Origin of the sequence: Streptomyces sp. NPDC088732 (assembly GCF_044751205.1) — a bacterium.
GTDB lineage: Bacteria > Actinomycetota > Actinomycetes > Streptomycetales > Streptomycetaceae > Actinacidiphila.
Genome location: NZ_JBIVLI010000013.1, coordinates 139764 through 160420, shown reverse-complemented (window position 1 = coordinate 160420; position 20657 = coordinate 139764). Strand labels below are relative to the sequence as shown.

Sequence of the window (20657 nt, the reverse complement as noted above, 5' to 3'; positions counted from 1 at the left end):
GAACAGGTGGAACCGCGTGGGGACGCGAGGGGTGGGGCCCTAGCGCTGCCGGGGACGCAGCGCGGGCCGGTTGTGCTTCTCCGGTCCCAGCCGCTTGGCCAGTCCGGCGGGGGTGGGCGTTTCGAAGATCGCGCGGATCGGGACGTCCCTGTTGAGGGCGGCGCGGATGTGGCCGGCGAGCTGGGTGGCGAGGAGGGAATGCCCGCCGAGATCGAAGAAGTTGTCGTCCACTCCGAAGTCGGGGAGGCCCAGCACCTTGGCGAAGATGCCGCAGAGAGCGGCCTCTTCGGGTGTGGCGGGTTCCCTGCTCCCGCCCTGACCTGCGTAATCGGGCGCCGGGAGGGCGGAACGGTTCAGCTTGCCGTTCACCGTGACCGGCAGCTCGTCCAGGACGACGATCGCGGAGGGGACCATGTAGTCCGGCAGGAGGGTGGCGACATGGGTCCGCAGCACGCCGCTTGCCGCCGCCCGGAAGGCGCTGACGTCCTCGGCGGACACCTCGGGGGACGGTACGAGGTAGGCGGTGAGGCGTTGGTCGCCGGGTTGGTCCTCGCGGACGATGACGGTGGCGTGGGCGATGGCGGGGTGGGTGAGGAGCGCGGTCTCGATTTCGCCGAGTTCGATGCGGAAGCCACGGATTTTGACTTGGTGGTCGGTGCGGCCGAGGTATTCGAGCTCTCCGTTGGTGTTCCAGCGGGCGAGGTCGCCGGTGCGGTACATCCGCTCGCCCGGCTGACCGTACGGGTTGGCGACGAAGCGTTCGGCGGTGAGTGCGGGTCGGTGGAGGTAGCCGCGGGCGAGTTGGCTGCCGGCGAGGTAGAGCTCTCCTGTGACGCCGGGGGGTACGGGTTGGAGTGCGGCGTCCAGGACGTAGGTCTGGGTGTTCCAGATGGGGCGGCCGATGGGGACGACGCTGGTGGTGTGGGGTTCGCAGGTGTGGGCGGTGACGTCGATGGACGCCTCGGTCGGGCCGTACAGGTTGTGCAGGGGAATGCCGAAGGATGCGGCGAAGCGGTCGCGCAGTTCTGCGGGGAGGGCCTCGCCGCTGGCCATGACGGCGCGCAGGGACGGCATCGTCCACTGCGCCGTCTCAGCCGCCGCCGTGAACACCTGGAGCATGGAGGGGACGAAGTGCGCGATGGTGACGCGCTGACGCTGGATGAGTTCGGCGAGGTAGCCGGGGTCCCGGTGGCCGCCGGGGCGGGCGACGACGAGGGTGGCGCCTTCGAGGAGGGGCCAGAAGAACTCCCACACGGATACGTCGAATCCGAACGGGGTTTTCTGCACGACGCGGTCGCCCGGGGTGAGTTGGTAGGCGTGCTGCATCCAGGCGAGTCGGTTGACCACACCGGTGTGCGGGACGGTGACGCCCTTGGGGCGTCCGGTGGAGCCTGAGGTGTAGATGACGTAGGCGGGGTGGGCCAGGAGCGGCAGCTGGTCGGGGTCGGTGTCGGCCTGACTGTGCAGTTCGGTCGCGGGGTCGTCCAGCACCAGCCGCGTCACGCCCTCGGGCAGCACGTTCTCGAACTGGCGGGTGGTCACCACCAGCGCCGGCGTGGCGTCGCGCAGCACGTAGGCCACACGCTCGGCCGGGTATTCGGGGTCGATCGGTACGTATGCCGCGCCGGACTTGAGGACGGCGAGCAGTGTGACGACGAGGTCCGGGGAGCGGTCCATCATGACCGCGACCCGCTGCTCCGGGCCTGCGCCACGCGCCGTCAGCAGTCGTGCCAGCCGGTTCGCCCGGGCGTTGAGGTCCGCGTAGGACAGCGTGGTGTCCTCGAAGACCACCGCGGTCGCGTCCGGCGTGCGGGCCACCCGGGCCTGGAACAGCTCGGGGAGCGTGGCCGGAGGGACAGCACGCGCGGTGTCGTTCCATTCCACCAGCAGCCGGCGTTCCTTGTCGTCCAGGACGTGGATCGCACGCAGCGGCCGCTCGGGCTCCTCCTCCAGCGCCGTGACGAGGTCCGCGACCGCGGTGTGCATGAAGGCGCCCAGCGACCGCGGCTCGACCGGGGCCACCGCCTGGATGGTGAAGGTGAAGTGGGGGTCCTGGTCGTTGACGGCGAATTCCAGCGGGTAGTTGGTGCGCTCGTGCCCGTGCAGCAGTTCCATCCCGTCGGGGCCCGGTGCCGCCGTGTCCTCGGCGTGCCGGTAGTTGAACAGCGACGTGAACAGCGGTGTCCGGGCGGGAAGGGCGCTGGCCCGCTGGGCCAGGATGAGCGGCGCGTGCTCGTGCACCAGCAGGTCCGCGAGCTGCCGCCGCATCGCGTACACGGCCTCACGCACGCTCACGGAGCCGATGTCGAGGCGGGCGGGCAGCGTGTTGACGAACAGGCCGGGTACCCGGTCGGCTCCGGCGCCCGCGTTCATCCGGCCGAACAGCACCGTGCCGAACACCACGTCGTCCCGGCCCGAGGTGGCCGACACCACCCGCGCCCAGGCGACGTGGAACAGCGTCGCCGGGCTGACACCCAGGCTCCGCGCCTGCTCCCTGAGCCGCTGCGCCACATCGGGACCGAGGGGCATGCGCACCTCGGACACGCCGCGGCCGTCACCGTGCACGTCCAGCAGGCCGTACGGAGCGGTCGGCTCGCTCACGTCACCCACAAGCCCCGCGAAGAACCGCTCGTGCTCCTCCGCCGGGATCGTGAGCCGTGCCCGCGCGACGAACTCGCGGAACGGCAGCGGCGCGGGCAGTGTTTCCGCGCCTCCGGAGAGAATCGCGCGGATCTCGTCGAAGACCAGGGCGAGGGACGTACGGTCCTGCACCAGGTGGTGCACCTCCAGCAGCACGACCCACCGCCCGTCGCCGGGGTCCTGCGCGACCGCGGCCTGCAGCAGGGGCGCGCGCCGGACGTCCATCGGCTCCGTGCGCGTGGCCAGCAGGCCGCCGACGACGTCCGCGCCCTCCAGCCGGAGCGTCCTGACCGCGACGGGGGCCGTGCGCAGGACGACCTGGACGGGCTCCCGGAGCCCTTCCCACAGGAAGGCCGTACGCAGGATGTCGTGCCGGTCGACCACCTGCTGCACGGCGGCGAGAACGGCGTCCACCCGCTCCCGGGAGTCGAAGCGGAGGACGTACGGCAGTGTGTACAGGTCGCTGCCGTTCTCGCCCTCCAGCAGGTGGTGGAAGAGGATGCCCTCCTGCAGCGGAGCCAGCGGGTAGATGTCGGCGATGTCGGCCGCGCCGCCTGGCACCTCCGCGGTGACGACGGCGATCTCCTCCGCCGTGAGGTCGGCCAGCGTCACCATCTCCGGCGTGATCGCCGTGGCACCCGCGGGGATGCCGTTGTCGGGCAGCACCACCTTCGGAGCGCCCTCCAGCGCCGCGAGACCGGCCACGGTCGGGCTGGTGAACAGCGTCCGCACATCCACCGCGACACCCGCCGCCCGGGCCCGCTCCACCAGCGTCACAGCCAGCAGGGAGTGCCCACCCAGCTCGAAGAAGTCGTCGTCGACACCGACGGAGGGCAGGCCGAGCACCTCGGCGAACAGCGCGCACAGGATCTCCTCCTGCACCGTCGACGGCCCGCGCCCGGTGACCGCGGCGGCGTGGTCCGGAGCCGGCAGCGCCCTGCGGTCGAGCTTGCCGTTGACCGTCAACGGCAGTGCGTCCAGCACCAGGATCGCGGCCGGGACCATGTACTCGGGCAGCACCTGCGCCAGGCGCGCGCGCATCTGCACGACGTCCGCGTCACCGGCCGCCACCACGTACCCGGTCAGGCGCTTGTCTCCCGGGCGGTCCTCGCGGACCACCACGGCCGCCTGCGTGACGGACGGGTGGGCGAGCAGCGCGGCCTCGATCTCGCCGAGTTCGATGCGGAACCCGCGGATCTTCACCTGGTCGTCGGTGCGGCCCAGGTACTCCAGCTGCCCGTCGGTGTTCCAGCGGGCCAGGTCGCCCGTGCGGTACATCCGTTCGCCGGGTGCGCCGTACGGGTTGGCGACGAACCGCTCGGCGGTGAGCCCCGGCCGGTCCAGGTAGCCGCGGGCCAGCTGCACACCGGCCAGATAGAGTTCGCCGGCCACCCCGGCAGGCACCGGCCGCAACGCCGTGTCCAGCACGAACACCCGGGTGTTCCAGACGGGGCGCCCGATCGGCACCCCACCGCCGGCGTCCGCCCCCGGCTCACAGGTGAAGGCGGTGACGTCGATGGCCGCCTCGGTCGGGCCGTACAGGTTGTGCAGCGGGATCGGCAGCACGGCGTGGAACTGGTCGCGCAACGAGGCCGGCAGCGCCTCGCCGCTGCAGACCACGGCCCGCAGGGAGACGCACTCGCGGGCGGCGGCTTCAGCGACGAACACCTGGAGCATCGACGGGACGAAGTGGGCGACGGTGACCTGCTCGCGCCGGATCAGTCCGGCCAGGTACCCCGGGTCGCGGTGACCGCCCGGACGGGCCGCCACCAGCGTCGCGCCCTCGATCAGCGGCCAGAAGAACTCCCACACCGACACGTCGAACCCGAACGGGGTCTTCTGCACGACGCGGTCATCGGGGGTCAGCCGGTAGGCGTCCTGCATCCACGCCAACCGGTTGACCAGGCCCCGGTGGGTGATCGTCACGCCCTTGGGACGCCCGGTGGACCCGGAGGTGTAGATGACGTACGCGGGGTGATCGACCAGAAGGCCACGGGTGCGGTCGCCGTCGTCGAGGTCGGCCGGGGACAGGCCGTCGAGGACAAGCGCCGTTTCCGGTTCGTCGAGGACGAGGCGGGGGAGCTGCCCGCTGTCCGCCGGGTTCAGGGCAGCGGTGGTGACCAGGAGTACGGGACCGGCGTCGGCGAGGAGACCGGCGATGCGGTCCGCCGGGTGGTCGGGGTCGACCGGGAGGTAGGCGGCGCCCGTCTTGAGGACGGCCAGCAGGGTGACGACGAGATCGGCGGAGCGCTCCAGGTCGACCGCGACAAGAGTTTCGGGTCCGGCGCCGCGTCCGGCCATGAGCCGGGCGAGCCGGTTGGCACGCGCGTTGAGATCGGCGTAGGACAGCCGCTCGTCCTCGAAGACCACGGCGGTGGCGTCGGGGGTGCGCGCGGCCTGTGCCTGGAAGAGGTCCGGCAGCGTCGCCGCCGGAACCTCGTGCGCGGTGTCGTTCCACGTCGTCAGCACGGTATGACGCTCGTCCGGGCCGAGCAGGTCGATGTCGGTGACGGGGCGTGCGGGGTCGGCGGTCGCGATGTCGAGGACACGGACGAACCGCTCGGCCAGCGACTCAGCCGTGCCGTGGTCGAACAGGTCGGCGGCATAGGTGAGGGAGCCGCTCAGGCCGCCGGTTTCGGTCTCGCGGAGCTGGACGTCGAGGTCGAACTTGGCGGGCAGGTCACCCGTGTTCAGGACGTGGGTCTCGACGCCGGGGAGGGCGAGGTCGGCCGGAGCGGCGTTCTGCAGCGCCAGCATGACCTGGAAGAGCGGATGGCGGGCCATGGACCGGGCGGGGGCCAGGTCCTCCACCAGCCGTTCGAACGGCACGTCCTGGTGGGCGAAGGCGTCCAGACCCCGTTCGCGCACGCGGTGCAGCAGTTCCCGGAAGGACGGTTCCCCCGAGACGTCGGTGCGGATGACCAGGGTGTTGACGAAGAAGCCGACCAACTCGTCCAGGTTCTCGTCGGTGCGGCCCGCCAGCGAGGTCCCGATGGGGATGTCGGCACCCGCGCCGAGGCGGAAGAGCAGCGTGGCGAGGGCGGCTTGCAGCACCATGAACACGGTGACGCCCTCGGCACGGGCCAAGCCCGTGATCCGCTCGTGGAGTTCGCCGTCGATGCGCAGGCCGACGGTCCCGCCGCGGTGTGAGGCCACCGGCGGCCGGGGCCGGTCGGTGGGCAGGGCGAGTTCCTCCGGCAGACCGGTGAGGGCCTCGCGCCAGTAGTGCAGTTGGCGGTTGAGGACGCTCGCCGCGTCGTGGTCCTCGCCCAGGAGCTCGCGCTGCCAGAGGGCGTAGTCCGTGTACTGGACCGGGAGCGGTTCCCACGCCGGAGCCCGGCCGCCCGCGCGGGCGGCGCAGGCGGTGGAGAGGTCGCGGGCGAGAGGCGCGAGCGACCAGCCGTCACCGGCGATGTGGTGCAGCACCAGGACCAGCACGTGTTCCTGCGGGGCGATGGCGAACAGCCGTGCCCGCAGGGGGAGTTCGTCGGAGAGGTGGAAGGGGCGACGCGCCTCCTCGGCCATGGCCCGCGCCACCTCGCCCTCCGGCATCTCCTCCTGGAGGAACGGCAGATCGATCGCCTGAGGAGCGAGGACGCGCTGCTCGGGTGCGCCGTCGACATGCGCGAAGACGGTGCGGAGCACTTCGTGGCGGGCGACGACGTCGGCGAGCGCGGCCCGGAGGACGTCGGGATCGACGTCGCCGGTGAGGCGGAGGGCGATGGGGATGTTGTAGAGCGCGGACGGCCCTTCCAACTGCTCCAGGAACCACAGGCGCTGCTGGGCGTACGACAGCGGCACCGTCGCGGGCCGCGGCCGGGCGGTCAGCGGCAGACGCGCGGTGTCGGCGCCGGTCTGGGCGAGGCGGAGGGCGAGCCCGGCGACCGTGGGCGTCTCGAACAGGGCCCGGACCGGGACCTCGGCCCCAAGGGCGGTGCGGATACGGCTGACCAGACGGGTGGCCAGGAGGGAGTGTCCGCCGAGGTCGAAGAAGTTGTCGTCCACCCCGACGTGCGGGAGACCGAGGACGTCGGCGAACGCCTGGCCGAGGAGCTGCTCCTGGAGGGTCCGCGGTTCCCGCCCCGGGCCCGTGGTGCCGTAGTCGGGGGCGGGCAGGGCCTTGCGGTCCAGCTTGCGGTTCACCGTGAGCGGGAGGGCGTCGAGCTCGACGATCGCCGACGGCAGCATGTAGTCCGGCAGTACGGCCGACAGGCCGGCACGGACGTCCACGACGTCCATGCCGCTCGCCGGGACGATGTATCCGACGAGGCGCTTGTCGCCGGGCTGGTCCTCGCGCACCACCACCGCCGCCTGGGCGACGGACGGCTGGGCGAGCAGAGCGGCCTGGATCTCGCCGAGTTCGATGCGGAAGCTGCGGACCTTGACCTGGTCGTCGGTGCGGCCGAGGTACTCCAGCAGCCCGTCGGAGTTCCACCGGACCAAGTCGCCGGTCCGGTACATCCGCTCGCCGGGTGCGCCGTAGGGGTCGGCGACGAACCGCTCCGCCGTCAGGCCGGGCCGGTTGACGTATCCCCGGGCCACCTGCACGCCCGCCAGGTACAACTCCCCTGCCACCCCTGGAGCCACCGGCCGCAACGCCGCGTCCAGCACAAAGGCCCGGACATTCGGCAGCGGACGGCCGATGGGCGGAGTCCGGTCCCACGACCGCGCGCCGCACCGCATCAGCGTGGCCCCGATGGTCGTCTCCGTCGGCCCGTAGCTGTTGTAGAACTCCCGGTCGGTAGTGACCCACCGGTTGACGAGACCCGCGTCCGGCGCCTCACCGCCCACGATGAGCGTCCGCAGCTCCGGCAGGCGCGCCGGGTCCAGCTGCCGCGCGACCCCCGGTGTCACGTGCGCCACGGACACGTTCTGCGCGCGCATCAAGTCCTGCAGGCGTTCGAGGTCGACCCGGTCCTCATCGGCGGCCAGCACGAAGGCCGCACCGGAGACCAGGGTGACGAAGAGGTCCTGCACCGACACGTCGAAGCTGAACGCCGTCGCCCCCAGCATCCGTGCACCCTCGCCGATCCCGTACTCGGCTGCGGCGGCGGCGATGTTGTTGGCGAGCGAGCGATGCGTGACCGCGACGCCCTTGGGACGCCCCGTGGAGCCCGAGGTGTAGATGACGTACGCGCGGTGGTCGGGCAGCAGCGGGCCGCGCCGGTCCGCGTCGGACAGGTCATGCGCGGCGCGGCCCGACAGGTCGTCGAGGGACGGACGAGTGACGTCGACGCCCGGCAGGCCCTCCCACGTCGCGTCGCCTCCGATGAGGACCGAGGGCCGTGCCTCGGCGAGCAGATACGCGATGCGCTCGACCGGGTGCCCGGGATCGACGGGGAGGTAGGCGGCCCCGGTTTTGAGAGTGGCCAGGATGGCGACGACGAGATCGACGGACCGGGGAAGGGCCAGGGCGACCAACTGCTCTGGTTTCGCGCCGTGTTCGATCAGCAGCCGGGCGAGCTGGTTGGCACGGGTGTTGAGTTCGGCGTAGGACACGTCCATGCCTTCGAACACCAGGGCAGGCGCCGAGGGAGTACGTGCGACCTGGGCCTCGAACAGCTCGGTGACCGTGGTCTGCGGCAGCTGCCGGGTGGTGTTGTTCCACTCCACCAGGACGCGGTGGTGCTCGGCCGGGCTGAGCACGTCGATCCGGTCCACGGGGACGGACGGATGCGCGGTGACGGTGTGCAGGACCCGGGTGAAGCGTTCGGCGAGGGCGGCGGCGGTGTGGTGGTCGAACAGGTCGGTGGCGTAGGTGATCGCGCCGTGGAGGCCGGCGGGCTTGCCGTTGTCGGTGAGGTGTTCGTTGAGCTGGAGGTCGAGGTCGAACTTGGCGGGACCGTTGCCCGTGGGCAGAGCCTCGGCGGACAGGCCGGGCAGTTCGAGAACGGCCTGCGTGTTGTTCTGGAGGGTGAGCATGACCTGGAACAGCGGGTGGCGGGCCATCGACCGGGTCGGCGAGAGCTCTTCCACCAGGCGCTCGAACGGGATGTCCTGGTGGGCGTAGGCGTTGAGTGCGTGCTCGCGGACGCGTTCGAGGAGCTGGATGAAGTCGGGGTCGCCTGACAGGTCGGTGCGCAGGACGAGGGTGTTGACGAAGAATCCGACGAGGTCGTCGACTGCTTGGTCGGTGCGTCCGGCGATGGGGGTGCCGATGGGGATGTCGTCGCCGGCGCCGAGGCGGTTCAGCAGTACGGCGAGTGCGGCTTCCGCCACCATGAACACGGTCACACCCTGGGCCCGTGCCAGATCCACGACGGCCTGGTGGACGTCGGCGTCGATGCGGAGGTCGACGGTGGCGCCGCGGTGGGAGGCCACCGGGGGACGGGGTCGGTCGGTCGGCAGCGCCAGTTCTTCGGGGGCGTCATCGAGTGCGTGCTGCCAGTAGGCGAGTTGCTCGGCCAGGAGGCTGCCGGGGTCGGAGGCGTCACCGAGCAACTCCTGTTGCCAGATGCTGTAGTCGGCGTACTGGACGGGCAGGGGTGCCCAGGTGGGGGCGGTGCCGGTGGTGCGGGCGGTGTAGGCGGTGGAGACGTCGTGGGCCAGGGGGCCGAGGGACCATCCGTCACCGGCGATGTGGTGGAGGACGACGACCAGCACATGCTCATCGGGACCGGTCCGGATCAGGCGGGCCCGCAGCGGGATCTCGCTCGCCAGATCGAAGGGTTGTGCCGCCGCCTCGGCCCCGGCCTGCGGTGCCTGTTCGGCGTCGATGACGGTGAAGAGGTCACCGATGTCGTCGGCGTCGATGATGCGCTGGTGGGGCCGGCCGTCGACGGTGGTGATGACGGTGCGGAGGACTTCGTGGCGGGCGACGACGTCGCGGAGTGCGGCGTTGAGGGCGTCGGTGTCGAGGGTGCCGGTCAGCCGCAGCGCCATGGGGATGTTGTAGGTGGGGGACGGTCCTTCGAGTTCGCTGAGGAACCACAGGCGCTGCTGGGCGAACGACAACGGCACCAGTTCCGGCCGCTGCGCCGGGACCAAGGCAGGCCGCGAGGCGCTGGTGGTGGTCAGCCGGTCCGCGAGTTCGCGGAGCGTGGGTGCCTCGAACAGCGTACGAATCGGGACCTCTACCCCGAATGCTGATCGGATGCGGCTGATCAGGCGCGTCGCGAGGAGGGAATGGCCGCCGAGTTCGAAGAAGTTGTCGTCGATGCCGACGGACGGCAGGCCGAGTGTCTCGGCGGCCAGGGCGCACAGGATTTCTTCCTGGGCGTTGGCCGGGCCTCGGCTGGTGGCCGTGGTGGTGTAGTCGGGGGCGGGGAGGGCTTTGCGGTCGAGTTTGCGGTTCGCGGTGAGCGGGAGGGCGTCGAGTGCGACGATCGCCGCAGGCACCATGTAGTCGGGCAGCAGGCCGGTGACGTGGGCGCGCAGTTCGGCGCCGTCCACGGTTGCTCCCGTGACGATGTAGCCGACGAGGCGCTTGTCGCTGGGCTGGTCCTCACGCACCACCACTGCCGCCTGGGCGACGGACGGGTGGGTGGCCAAGGCGGCTTCGACCTCGCCGAGTTCGATGCGGAACCCGCGGATCTTGACCTGGTCGTCGGTGCGGCCCAGGTATTCGAGTTGCCCGTCGGCGGTCCATCGGACCAGGTCCCCGGTGCGGTACATGCGCTCGCCCGCACCGCCGTAGGGGTTGGCGACGAACCGTTCCGCGGTCAGCGCGGGCCGGGCGAGGTATCCGCGGGCCAGGCCGGCTCCGGAGATGTACAGCTCCCCGGCCACGCCGGCCGGCACCGGCCGAAGAGCCGCGTCCAGCACGAACACCCGGGTGTTCCAGATGGGCCGCCCGATGGGTACACGGGTGCCGTGTCCGGGATGCAGGGGTGCCAGTGTCGACCACACGGTGGTCTCCGTCGGGCCGTAGAGGTTGGTCACCGACGCTGCTGCTGCCGTCAACTGCTCAGCGAGCGCCGGGGGCAGTGCCTCGCCGCCGACCAGCGCCCGGAGCCCGCTGATCGCGTCCGGTGCCTCCACGGCCAGGGCCTGCCACACCGCGGGCGTCGCCTGCAGCACCGTGGCGCCCGACCGGCGGATCAGTTCGGCCAGGGCCTGCGGGTCCCGGGCGGTGTCGCGGTCGGCGAGCACCACGCGGGCGCCGGACACCAGGGGTACGAAGACCTCCAGTGTGTGGATGTCGAAGGCCACCGTGGTCACGGCGACGAGGGCGTCGTCGGTGTCCAGGGCCAGGTACTCGCGCATGGCGGCCACGAAGTTGCCGAGCGCGTGGTGGGAGACCACGGTCCCCTTCGGCCGGCCCGTGGAGCCCGAGGTGTAGATCACGTACGCGGGGTGGGCGGGCAGCAGTGCCACGCCGCGTTCGGCGCCGGTCAGGTCCTCGCCCTCACGACGTGAGATCGCTTCGGCGGTCTCCGGGGCGTCCACGACCAGCCGCGCCGTGCCCTCCGGCAGCACCGACTCCACCGCACGGGTCGTCACCACCAGCGCGGGCCGGGCGTCCGCCATCACATAGGCGATGCGATCGACCGGGTGGCCGGGATCGATGGGGAGGTAGGCGGCGCCTGTCTTGAGCGTGGCCAGGATGGCGACGACGAGGTCGACGGACCGGGGAAGGGCCAGCGCGACCAGTTGTTCGGGCCGTGCCCCGTGCTCGGCCAGCAGCCGGGCGAGCCGGTTGGCGCGGGCGTCGAGTTCCGCGTAGGACACGGCGATGCCCTCGAACACCACGGCGGTGGCGTCCGGGGTGCGTGCGGCCTGTGCCTGGAACGACTCCACCACCGTCGCCGGCGGCGCCTCTCTGACGGTGTCGTTCCACTCCTCCAGGATGCGGTGGTGCTCGGCCGGGCCGAGGACGTCGATCCGGCTCACGCGGACCGACGGTTCGGCGGCCACCGTTTCGAGCACCCGGACGAGACGTTCGCCGATGCCGGCGGCGGTGTCGTGGTCGAACAGGTCGGTGGCGTAGGTGATCGCGCCGTGCAGGCCCGCGGGCTCGCCCGCGTCGGTGAGGCGTTCGCCGAGCTGGACGTCGAGGTCGAACTTGGCGGGCACGTCGCCGGTGGGCAGGATCTCGACGTCCAGACCGGGCAGTTCGAGATCCGGGGTGGTGTTGTTCTGGAGGGTGAGCATGACCTGGAACAGGGGGTGGCGGGCCATCGACCGGGCCGGGGTGAGCTGTTCCACCAGCCGTTCGAACGGCACGTCCTGATGCGCGTATGCGCCCAGAGCCGTCTCACGCGCCTGACCCAGCATGTCCAGGAACGTCGGATCGCCGGACACGTCGGTGCGCAGGACGAGGGTGTTGACGAAGAATCCGACGAGGTCCTCCACCGCCTCGTCGGTGCGTCCGGCGATGGGGGTGCCGATGGGGATGTCGTCCCCGGCGCCGAGGCGGTGCAGGAGGACGGCCAGTGCCGCCTGCGTCACCATGAACAGGGTGACACCGTGTGCGCGGGCCAGCTCGGCCAGTGCCTGGTGGTCCTCGGCGCCGATGTGGAGGTCGACGGCAGCGCCGCGATGGGTGGCCACCGGGGGCCGGGGCCGGTCGGTGGGCAGTGCCAGTTCCTCGGGCGCCCCGTCCAGCGCGTCGCGCCAGTAGGCGAGTTGCTCCGACAGCAGGCTGGCGGGGTCGGTCGCGTCACCCAGCAGCTCCCGCTGCCACAGGCCGTAGTCGGCGTACTGCACCGGCAACGCGCCCCATGCGGGGAGTCCACCGGTGGCGCGGGCGGCGTAGGCGGCCGACAGGTCACGTGCCAGCGGGCCCAGCGACCAGCCGTCGCCCGCGATGTGGTGCACCACCACGACCAGCACGTGGTCGTCCGGCCCCACCTCGGCCAGCGACGTGCGGACGGGGATGTCGGTGGCCAGGTCGAAGCGGTGCCCCGCGGCCTCGCTCAGCCAGGACGGCAGGGCGCCTTCCGCCACCGGGCTGACCGGCAGCACGGCACGGGCTTCCTCGGACGGAAGGATCCGCTGGTAGGGCAGACCGTCCACGGTGGTGAAGACCGTGCGCAGGACTTCGTGCCGGCCCACGACGTCGTGCAGCGCGGCGCGCAGGGCGTCGGTGTCCAGCCTGCCGGTCAGCCGCAGCGCCATGGGGATGTTGTAGGTGGCCGAGGGGCCTTCCAGCTCGCTGAGGAACCACAGCCGCTGCTGGGCGAACGACAGCGGCACCCGCTCCGGTCGCCGCGCGGGCGCCAACGGGGGCCGGGACGCGCCGGAGGCGGTCAGCCGGCCCGCCAGTTCACGGAGCGTGGGTGCCTCGAACAGCGTCCGGATGGGCACCTCCACCCCGAACACCGACCGGATGCGGCTGACCAGCCGGGTCGCGAGCAGGGAGTGCCCGCCCACCTCGAAGAAGTTGTCGTCCACCCCCACGGAGGGCAGGTTGAGCACGTCGGCGGCCAGCGCGCACAGGATCTCCTCCTGTGCCGTCGCCGGACGCCGGGCGCCGCTGTCCGCGTCGTGACGCGGAGCCGGCAGCGACTTGCGGTCCAGCTTGCCGTTGACCGTGAGCGGCAGTGCGTCCAGTGCGACGATCGCCGTCGGCAGCATGTAGCCGGGCAGCACGGCTGAGAGAGCGGCACGGACGTCGGCGATGTCGACGCCGTCCGCACCACTCGCGGGGACGACGTAGCCGACGAGGCGCCGGTCGCCGGGCTGGTCCTCACGTACGACCACCGCGGCTTGGCCCACGGACGGATGCGCCGTCAGCGCGGCCTCGACCTCACCGGGCTCGATCCGGAAACCGCGGATCTTCACCTGGTCGTCCGCCCGGCCCAGGTACTCCAGATGACCGTCGGCGCCCCATCGCACCAGGTCACCGGTCCGGTACATCCGCTCGCCCGCCGTGAACGGGCTGGCCACGAACCGCTGCGCGCTCAGGGCGGGGCGGTCAAGGTATCCCCGCGCCAACTGCACGCCGGCGACGTACAGCTCACCCGCGACACCTGGGGGCACCGGCCGCAGCGCACCGTCGAGCACGTACGCCCGGGTGTTCCACACCGGGCGGCCGATGGGCACGGTCGAGTGCCCGCGGTCCGCCGCGCTCCACCGTCCGTACGTGACCTGGATGGTCGTCTCGGTCGGCCCGTACAGATTGATCAACGGAACGCCCCACGCCCCGGCGACCCGCGCCGCCAAGGGCGCGGGAAGCGCCTCGCCACCGGACAGGACGAGCCGGAGGCGACCCGCGTCCTCCAGCGGAAGGGTGTCCAGCACCGAGGGAACGAGCTGCGCCACCGTGACGCCGTGGCGCACGATGTGCGCCATCAGCCTCTGCGGGTCCCGGGCCTCCTCGCTGGACACCAGGGACATCGCGGCACCGCTGACCAGCGGCAGCCACACCTCGCAGCCGGCCGCGTCGAAGCTGGCGGACGTACGGGCCAGCACCACGTCGCCGGCTTTCGTGCCGCTTGCCTCGCGCAGGCACAGCAACTGGTTCACGAGCCCCGCGTGCGGCACCGCGACACCCTTGGGCCGGCCGGTGGACCCGGAGGTGTAGATCACGTACGCCGGATGCGCGGACCGCAGCACCGCGCACCGCTCGGCGTCGGCCAGGTCGGCGTCACCCAGGTCCTCAAGCGCCGCGACGGTGCCCGGGGCATCGATCGCCAGAGCCGTCACCTCGTCCGGCAGCCCCTCCTGTGCCGCCTCGGTGGTGAGCACGAGGCCGGGCCGGGCGTCCCGGAGCATGTAAGCGATCCGGTCGGCGGGGTAGGCGGGGTCCACGGGTACGTACGCCGCCCCCGCCTTCACCACCGCCAGCAGGGCGACCACCAGGTCGGCCGAGCGGTCCATCAGCACCGCCACCCGGTCCTCCGGCCCCGCACCCCTGATGACCAGCAGCCGCGCCAGACGGTTCGCCCGGGCGTTCAGCTCCGCGTACGTCAGCTGGGTGTCCCCGGACACCACCGCGGTCGCGTCCGGTGTGCGCGCGACCTGCGACTGGAACAGTTCGGGAAGCGTTGTGAGGGGGACCTCCCGCTCGGTGTGGTTCCACTCCACCAGCACGCGGTGCTGTTCGACGGGGGTGGCCAGGTCCAGCCGGGCGAGCGGCGCACCGGGCTCCAGGCCGGCCAGTGCGGTGAGCAGATACAGGAACCGCGCCTGGTGGGCGGCGTTCTCCTCCTCGGTGTAGAGCGCGGGGTTGGCCAGGAAGTCCAGCCGCAGACCCGTGTCCCGCTCGTAGATGAGGATCGTCAGGTCGTCCACCGCGCCGTTCGCGAGGTAGGTGCGCGCGGTGGTCTCGCACTGCCCGAACCGGGGCATCGTCCGGTCGTCGGGGAGGAAGTTGATCGCGGGACCGAACATGCGGCCGCCCGTACGGGCGAGTTTGAGGTCGCGGTACAGATCCTCGTACCGGTAGCGCTGGTGCTGCAGAACCCCCCGGCTCCGCGCGGACGCCTCCCTGGCCAGGTCACGCACGCTCATGTCCGCCGCGATGCGCATGCGCAGCGGCAGCACCTGGGCCATGCTCGCCACCGACCCCTGCACCCGCGACCCCTTGCGCGCCGTGACGGTCAGCCCCATCACGACGTCCTGCGCCTGCGCCACCCGATGCGCGTACAGCCCGGCGGCCCCGATCAGCAGGGCGGGCAGGGCGACGCCGGACGCGCGGGCCACCTGCCGAAGCGACTGCGCGACCTCGGCCGAGACCTCGGCGGTGCGGCGGTGAGCACGGTGGGACGCCGACGCCGACGCCGACGCCGACGCCGAGGCCAGGCTCACGGCCTCGGGCGCGTCCTCCATCCGCTCGGCCCAGTAGGCGCGGTCCCGCGTGAACTGCTCGCTCCCGCGGTACGACTCGTCGTCGGCCAGGATCTCCTCGAGCGTCGCGAATGGCGTGAACGGGCAGTCGCGCCCCTCTTCGAGGGCGGTGTAGATCTCCGTCACCCGGTTCAGCCACACCGCGTAGCCGACGGCGTCCACCGCGATGTGATGGGCCCGCAGATACACCACGGTCCTGTCCTCGCCCACCATGAGCGCGGTGAAGGTGATGATCCGGCCGTGTTCGAGATCGGCGGGACGCGCCGCGTCGGCCCGCATCCATGCCTCCGCGGCCGCCACCGGTCCGGGCTCCGCGCGCAGGTCGACCACGGGCAACCGGTAGTCGGGCAGGGGTTCGACCACCTGCCACGGGCCGTCTTCGTTTTGCCCGAACCGCCGGTGCGACACCTCGGCCTCGGCCAGCGCCTGGCCGAACGCCGCCTCCAGCAGGCCGAGTTGCAGGGGGCCGGCGATGTCCAGGTACTCCACCATGTTCTGGGCCGGGCTCTCCGGATCCAGTGCCTGGGCGTACCAAATGCCCTTCTGAGCCGCGGTCAGGGCCTTTTTGGCATGGTTAGGCATATTGAATACCCCGTGTACTTGATATCCGGCGAGAAGTCAGCGCAAAATCCTGTGCCACGCGGACTCGTCATCTGCCGGCGACAGATTTCCTGCCTGTCGAAGTCCGGCCGCGAGCGCGGTGCAATGCAGGACTCCCCGGGGTGGCGACCGGCGAAGCCCTTTAATCTTTTTTGAAGGTCCGGTGTGTTCTCGCCGATATCAGAAGAACGAAGTGGCCGACGTGAATGCGGCCGGGGCGAACATTTCGGCGCCTGTCAGGTCGTGTGTGCTTCATTTCCGGCCCCCGGGGTGGCGTGCCGGGGGAGCGGCCTCGGCGTCAGGGGGCGGCGGGGACGCGCGGCGCGTGCGACGGCCGCTGCTCGCCTGCCGGGCCCCGAGTACGGTCCGCTGCGACGCAACGGACCGCAGGCCCAGGTGCTTTCAGTTGCCGCCCATGGCATCGACCAGGCTCTGGGGCCGCATGTCGGTCCATGTACGTTCAACGTAGTCAAGGCAGTCCTGGCGCGAAGCCTCGCCGAATGCGATCTCCCAGCCCTCGGGGACATCGACAAAAGTCGGCCACAGGGAATGCTGCTTCTCTGCGTTGACCAGCACCAGATAGCTGGCTTCCTGGTCCTCAAACGGGTTCGTCATGTCCGGCGCCTTCTGATATTCGTTCAAATTACTCGTGCTTTACCAACTTTACGCAAACGGAACCTATTCATCGCAAGCAAACACGGAGTTACCTCCGGCTGGCACCCGCATGATCTTGCGGTGGCAGTGGGGTCGCGTCGGATTCCCTTGATTGCCCGGGTGGGGCAGGTTTATTGCTTTTGTGTGCGGATCCCGGGCGCCGTGAGGGCCGGGCGTGCGACGTGCGGCAGACGCCGCTGCCGGTCAGGAGGCGCTTCGACGGACACTGCTCGGAGTCGGACCAAGTCGCCACGAGTGCCTGCCAATCCGGAAAGCGCGGGCCGGAGACCGTCTCCCGCACGGGTTCACCGTTGAGCCAGCACACCTGCTCGGGGGCGCCGTCGCCGGTGTCGAACAGGCAGCACACTCCTCCGCAGGCCGCGGTGAGGTCGGTGAACGCCTGTCTGACGTTGGCCGATTGCGCGAACAAGCGGCTCATCCCCGACGACGCGGCCCAGCACTCCACCGACGTGTAGCCAGGGTGCAGTACGGACGCGAACCGGATCGTCGCGTAGATGTACCCGATCCGCATGCGCCCGTCCGCCTCGGGTTCGGAGCCTCTCGCCTGCGCGTACTGACGCAGTGCGTCATCGACGTCGAACAGGAGGGACATGTCGAGTTCGAGCGTGCTGCTCGTGGAGCAGTCGACCGGCTCGCTTGCCAAATGCGACGTGAACGGGAGAAGGAGCCGCTCACCGCCGGGCAAGGTGACATCGAGCGGCGGCGCGGCAGGTGCCCGTGGTGCCGCCAGCGCGGCGAGACGGGTCAACACCCTGGCGACATTCCCAGGACGCAGATAGATGTCGTAGCCATAGATCAGGCCCACTTCTCCCCCTGCCCCGGATCGAACCGCACCCTCTCACGACTCGCCCCTCGGGCGCTTGCCGGTTTCCTGGGCACCGGTTTCGGCACCGGCAACCCGCCGGAGGCGGACACGCGTGAGGCGGCGGCCCGGTGCTCGGCGCAGCGGGCCGCCGCCTCAGGGCGCGGGGATGCCAATGGTCGTCGTGCAGTTCACCGCACGGGCCTTCACCCCAGGGACGGATAGTCGCCCGCGGCGAGGTCGTCGATCAGGCTCGGGTGGGTGGGCTTCCAGCCGAACCTTTCCTGGGTCAGTGCGCCCGACGATGCCATGTCGAGGGCGAACATGCGCCCGATGACGCCGAAGCGCTCGGCCGGCACGGACTCGACGGGCACTGACAGGACGCCGCCGATGGTCTCGGCAAGCGACTTCATGGTGTCGCCCTCGTCCGCCACCGCGTGCAGGGCCGTGCCGGGTGCGGCGTCCTCGAGCGCGATGCGGAACAGCGGGGCGGCGTCGAGCAGGTTGACCGCGGGCCATCGCTGCGTGCCGTCGCCGACGTACGCGGACACACCAGTTTTCTGGGCGGTGGCGATCAGCACCGAGCAGAAGCCGTATGCCGAGGCGCGCCGGTGCACGGAGCGGGGCAGCCGGACGACGGAGGAGCGGATGTCCTGGGCGGCCAGGGCCAGGATCTCCTGTGAGGTGCGGCCGCGGCCGCCGGTCGGGCCGTCGGTGGTGTCGGGGTCCTCCTCGGTGGAGGTGTGGCCGGGCATCATCGGTGTGAGGCCGGCGTGCACGAACGGCTTGCCGCTGCCGGCGAGGGCGGCCGCGAGGGTCTTCACGGCGCGCGCTTCCTCCTCGATGCCCTGGTCCATGTTGTTCCAGTCGTTGCTGAAGGCCAGGTTGACGACACCGTCGGCTTGTGCGGCGCCGGTGCGGAGGCTGTCGAGGTCGGTGAGGCCGCCGCGGAGCGGCGTCCCGCCGGCGGCGGTGACGGTCTTGGCCGCGGCATCGGATCGGACGAGGCCGATGACTTCGTGTCCAGCGGCGATGAGGTCGGGAACGACAACTGAACCGATGCTGCCGCTGGCGCCGGTGACGAATACACGCATGGGAGGCTCCAGATGACTGCTGCGACGTTGCGTCGCAGGACGGGCATGTCGGGGGTCAGGCCGGGTGGTTGCAGGTGTGCGGATCGGCGGGTCGCCTGGACTTGGGAAGCCCGGCGACCACGAGACGGTAGGAGTCGGTGACGAGTTCCTCCACCAGCTTGTCGTCGATGGTGTCCCCGCCCTGGACCGTGATCCAGTGTGTTTTGTTCATGTGGTAGCCGGGGGTGATGTCCGGGTACCGCTTACGCAGGGCTGTGGCGTCGTCCGGATCGGCTTTCAGGATCAGGACGGGACGGCCCGGCATGTCGGTCATGAGCATGAAGACCTTGCCGGCCACCTTGTGGAGCTCCCAGTCGGGGTCCAAGCGATGCTCCTGGTCGGTGCCGGGCAGTTCCGCGGTGACATCGCGCGCGATCTTCTGCAGTTCCTCTCCGTCCAAGATGATCAGCTCCTCTGTCGTTCGAGTCCCTGGCGTATGCCGGGCCGTCCACCGCCTACGGGAGGACGCGGATGACTGTCTTCCCGCGGCGTCGCGTGGTCGGGTTGAGGGCTCCGACAGCATCGTCGAGACTCGCGACGTCACCAATGTTGGTCCGCAGCCGTCCGTCCCGCACCCGCTGCACGATCTCACCGAGGCCGGCGCGATCGGCCTCGACGACGAAGTCCATGGCCAGGCCGTCGGCGGGCCGTGCCTCGACCGGGCCGACGACGGACACCAGCGCTCCTCCGGCCCTGATCAGGGCGGCGGACTGCTTCTGAACGTCGCCACCGATGACATCGAAGACCAGGTCGACGCCGCCGACGTCCTTCAGCGCGTCGCTGCCGAGGTCGACGAACTCGTGCGCCCCGAAGTCGAGCGCCTTCTCGCGGTCGGCGGCTCGTCCGGTGCCGATGACGTAGGCGCCCGCCTCACGGGCGAGCTGGGTCACCATCGTCCCGACGGCCCCGGCTGCGCCGTGGGCGAGGACGGTCTGGCCGGCCTGGAGGCGGCCGTGCTGGAACAGGCCCTGCCACGCGGTCAGGCCTGAGATCGGCAGGGACGCGGCTGTCGTGAAGTCGACGTCGCCCGGCAGCGGTGCGAGGTTGCGTGCCTCGATCGCCACGTACTCCGCGAGGGTGCCGTCGCGGTGCCAGTCGGCGAGGCCGAACACGCGCTGCCCGACCGAGAGCCCCGCCGTGCCGTAGCCGAGAGCGGTGACCACGCCGGCCAGCTCGTGGCCGGGGATCGACGGAGTTTTGTCGCGGCCGGCGCGGTCGGCCCAGGTGGACGGCCACTCCATCTCCGTGGGGACGAAGCCTGCTGCATGGATCCGAACAATGACGTCGTTGATCGCCGCGAGCGGCTCAGGCCGCTCCGTCAGCGTCATTCCGGCTGTTCCCGCGGCCTGGTCGGTGACCACAATGGCTTTCATTGGTATGGCTCTTCCTGGTAGGGGTGGAGGGTTTTGTCTCCGGGTGGGTGCTCAGACGAAGGTGAACAGCTCGTCCGCGTCGAAGCGCGAGATCGGGGTGGGGTACACCCGCTCCGGGTCGGGGTAGCCGAGGGCCAGCAGCACCGTCGTGGTGTGACCGCCTTCCCGGATCTTGAAGGCCTTGTCGACACTGGTCGGGTCGAAGCCCTCCAGCGGAGTGGCCTCCACGCCGAGCTCGGCGGCCGCCATCATGGTCAGGCCCACCGCCATGTAGGTCTGCTTCTCCATCCAGTGGTTCAGGTCCTTGTACCCGTAGGTGCGAAGGTCGAGGAAGTTCCGGGTCATGGATTCCCACAGCTCCTGCTTTGACAGATCGGGGAACCGGCCATCGGCCCTCTCCTTGGCGAACACCGCCTCCAGATGGGCGTCGGGCAGATCCGCCCGGGTGGTGAGAATGATCGTGTGCGACGCGTTGAGGACCTTCTCGGCGTTGTCCCGGAACCGTTCGCCCAGGTTGTCGGCGAGCCGTTCCTTGCCCTCCGTCGTGGCGAGGACGTAGAAGTGGTTGGGCTGTACGTTCACCGATGTCGGCGTGGAACGCAGGAACCGCAGCAGCTGCTGGAGGGTTTCCCCCGGAATGGTCCTGCTGGGATCGAAATACCTGGTGAGATGCTTGTTCATGAGCTTTTCAAGATTCACGTG

At 70.8% G+C, this 20657-nt stretch carries 7 protein-coding genes; all 7 read right to left on the bottom strand.

Annotated elements, in window-relative coordinates; all coding sequences use genetic code 11:
* Positions 1-39: 39 nt before the first annotated feature.
* A complete protein-coding gene (locus ACIP9H_RS22725) occupies positions 40-15954 on the bottom strand; it encodes a non-ribosomal peptide synthase/polyketide synthase (protein WP_401960403.1) in 15915 nt (5304 codons plus the stop codon).
* Positions 15955-16374: 420 nt separating this feature from the next.
* Positions 16375-16587: an MbtH family protein gene (locus tag ACIP9H_RS22720; protein WP_401590627.1), complete on the bottom strand. Its 213-nt coding sequence runs from the start codon at positions 16585-16587 to the stop codon at positions 16375-16377.
* Between the two features lie 88 nt (positions 16588-16675).
* On the bottom strand, positions 16676-17452 hold the full coding sequence (locus ACIP9H_RS22715) for a hypothetical protein (RefSeq protein WP_401960401.1): 777 nt from the start codon (positions 17450-17452) through the stop codon (positions 16676-16678).
* A gap of 203 nt (positions 17453-17655) precedes the next feature.
* Positions 17656-18543: an SDR family oxidoreductase gene (locus ACIP9H_RS22710; protein WP_401960398.1), complete on the bottom strand. Its 888-nt coding sequence runs from the start codon at positions 18541-18543 to the stop codon at positions 17656-17658.
* 55 nt (positions 18544-18598) lie between these two features.
* Complete coding sequence (locus ACIP9H_RS22705) at positions 18599-18982, bottom strand: MmcQ/YjbR family DNA-binding protein (RefSeq protein ID WP_401960397.1); 384 nt, start codon at positions 18980-18982, stop codon at positions 18599-18601.
* 55 nt (positions 18983-19037) lie between these two features.
* Positions 19038-19955 carry an NADP-dependent oxidoreductase gene (locus ACIP9H_RS22700; RefSeq protein ID WP_401590445.1) on the bottom strand — a complete coding sequence of 306 codons (918 nt, stop codon included), beginning with the start codon at positions 19953-19955 and terminating at the stop codon, positions 19038-19040.
* 51 nt (positions 19956-20006) lie between these two features.
* Positions 20007-20636, bottom strand: coding sequence for a nitroreductase family protein (locus tag ACIP9H_RS22695; RefSeq protein WP_401590442.1), 630 nt, complete (start codon positions 20634-20636; stop codon positions 20007-20009).
* Positions 20637-20657 lie beyond the last annotated feature (21 nt).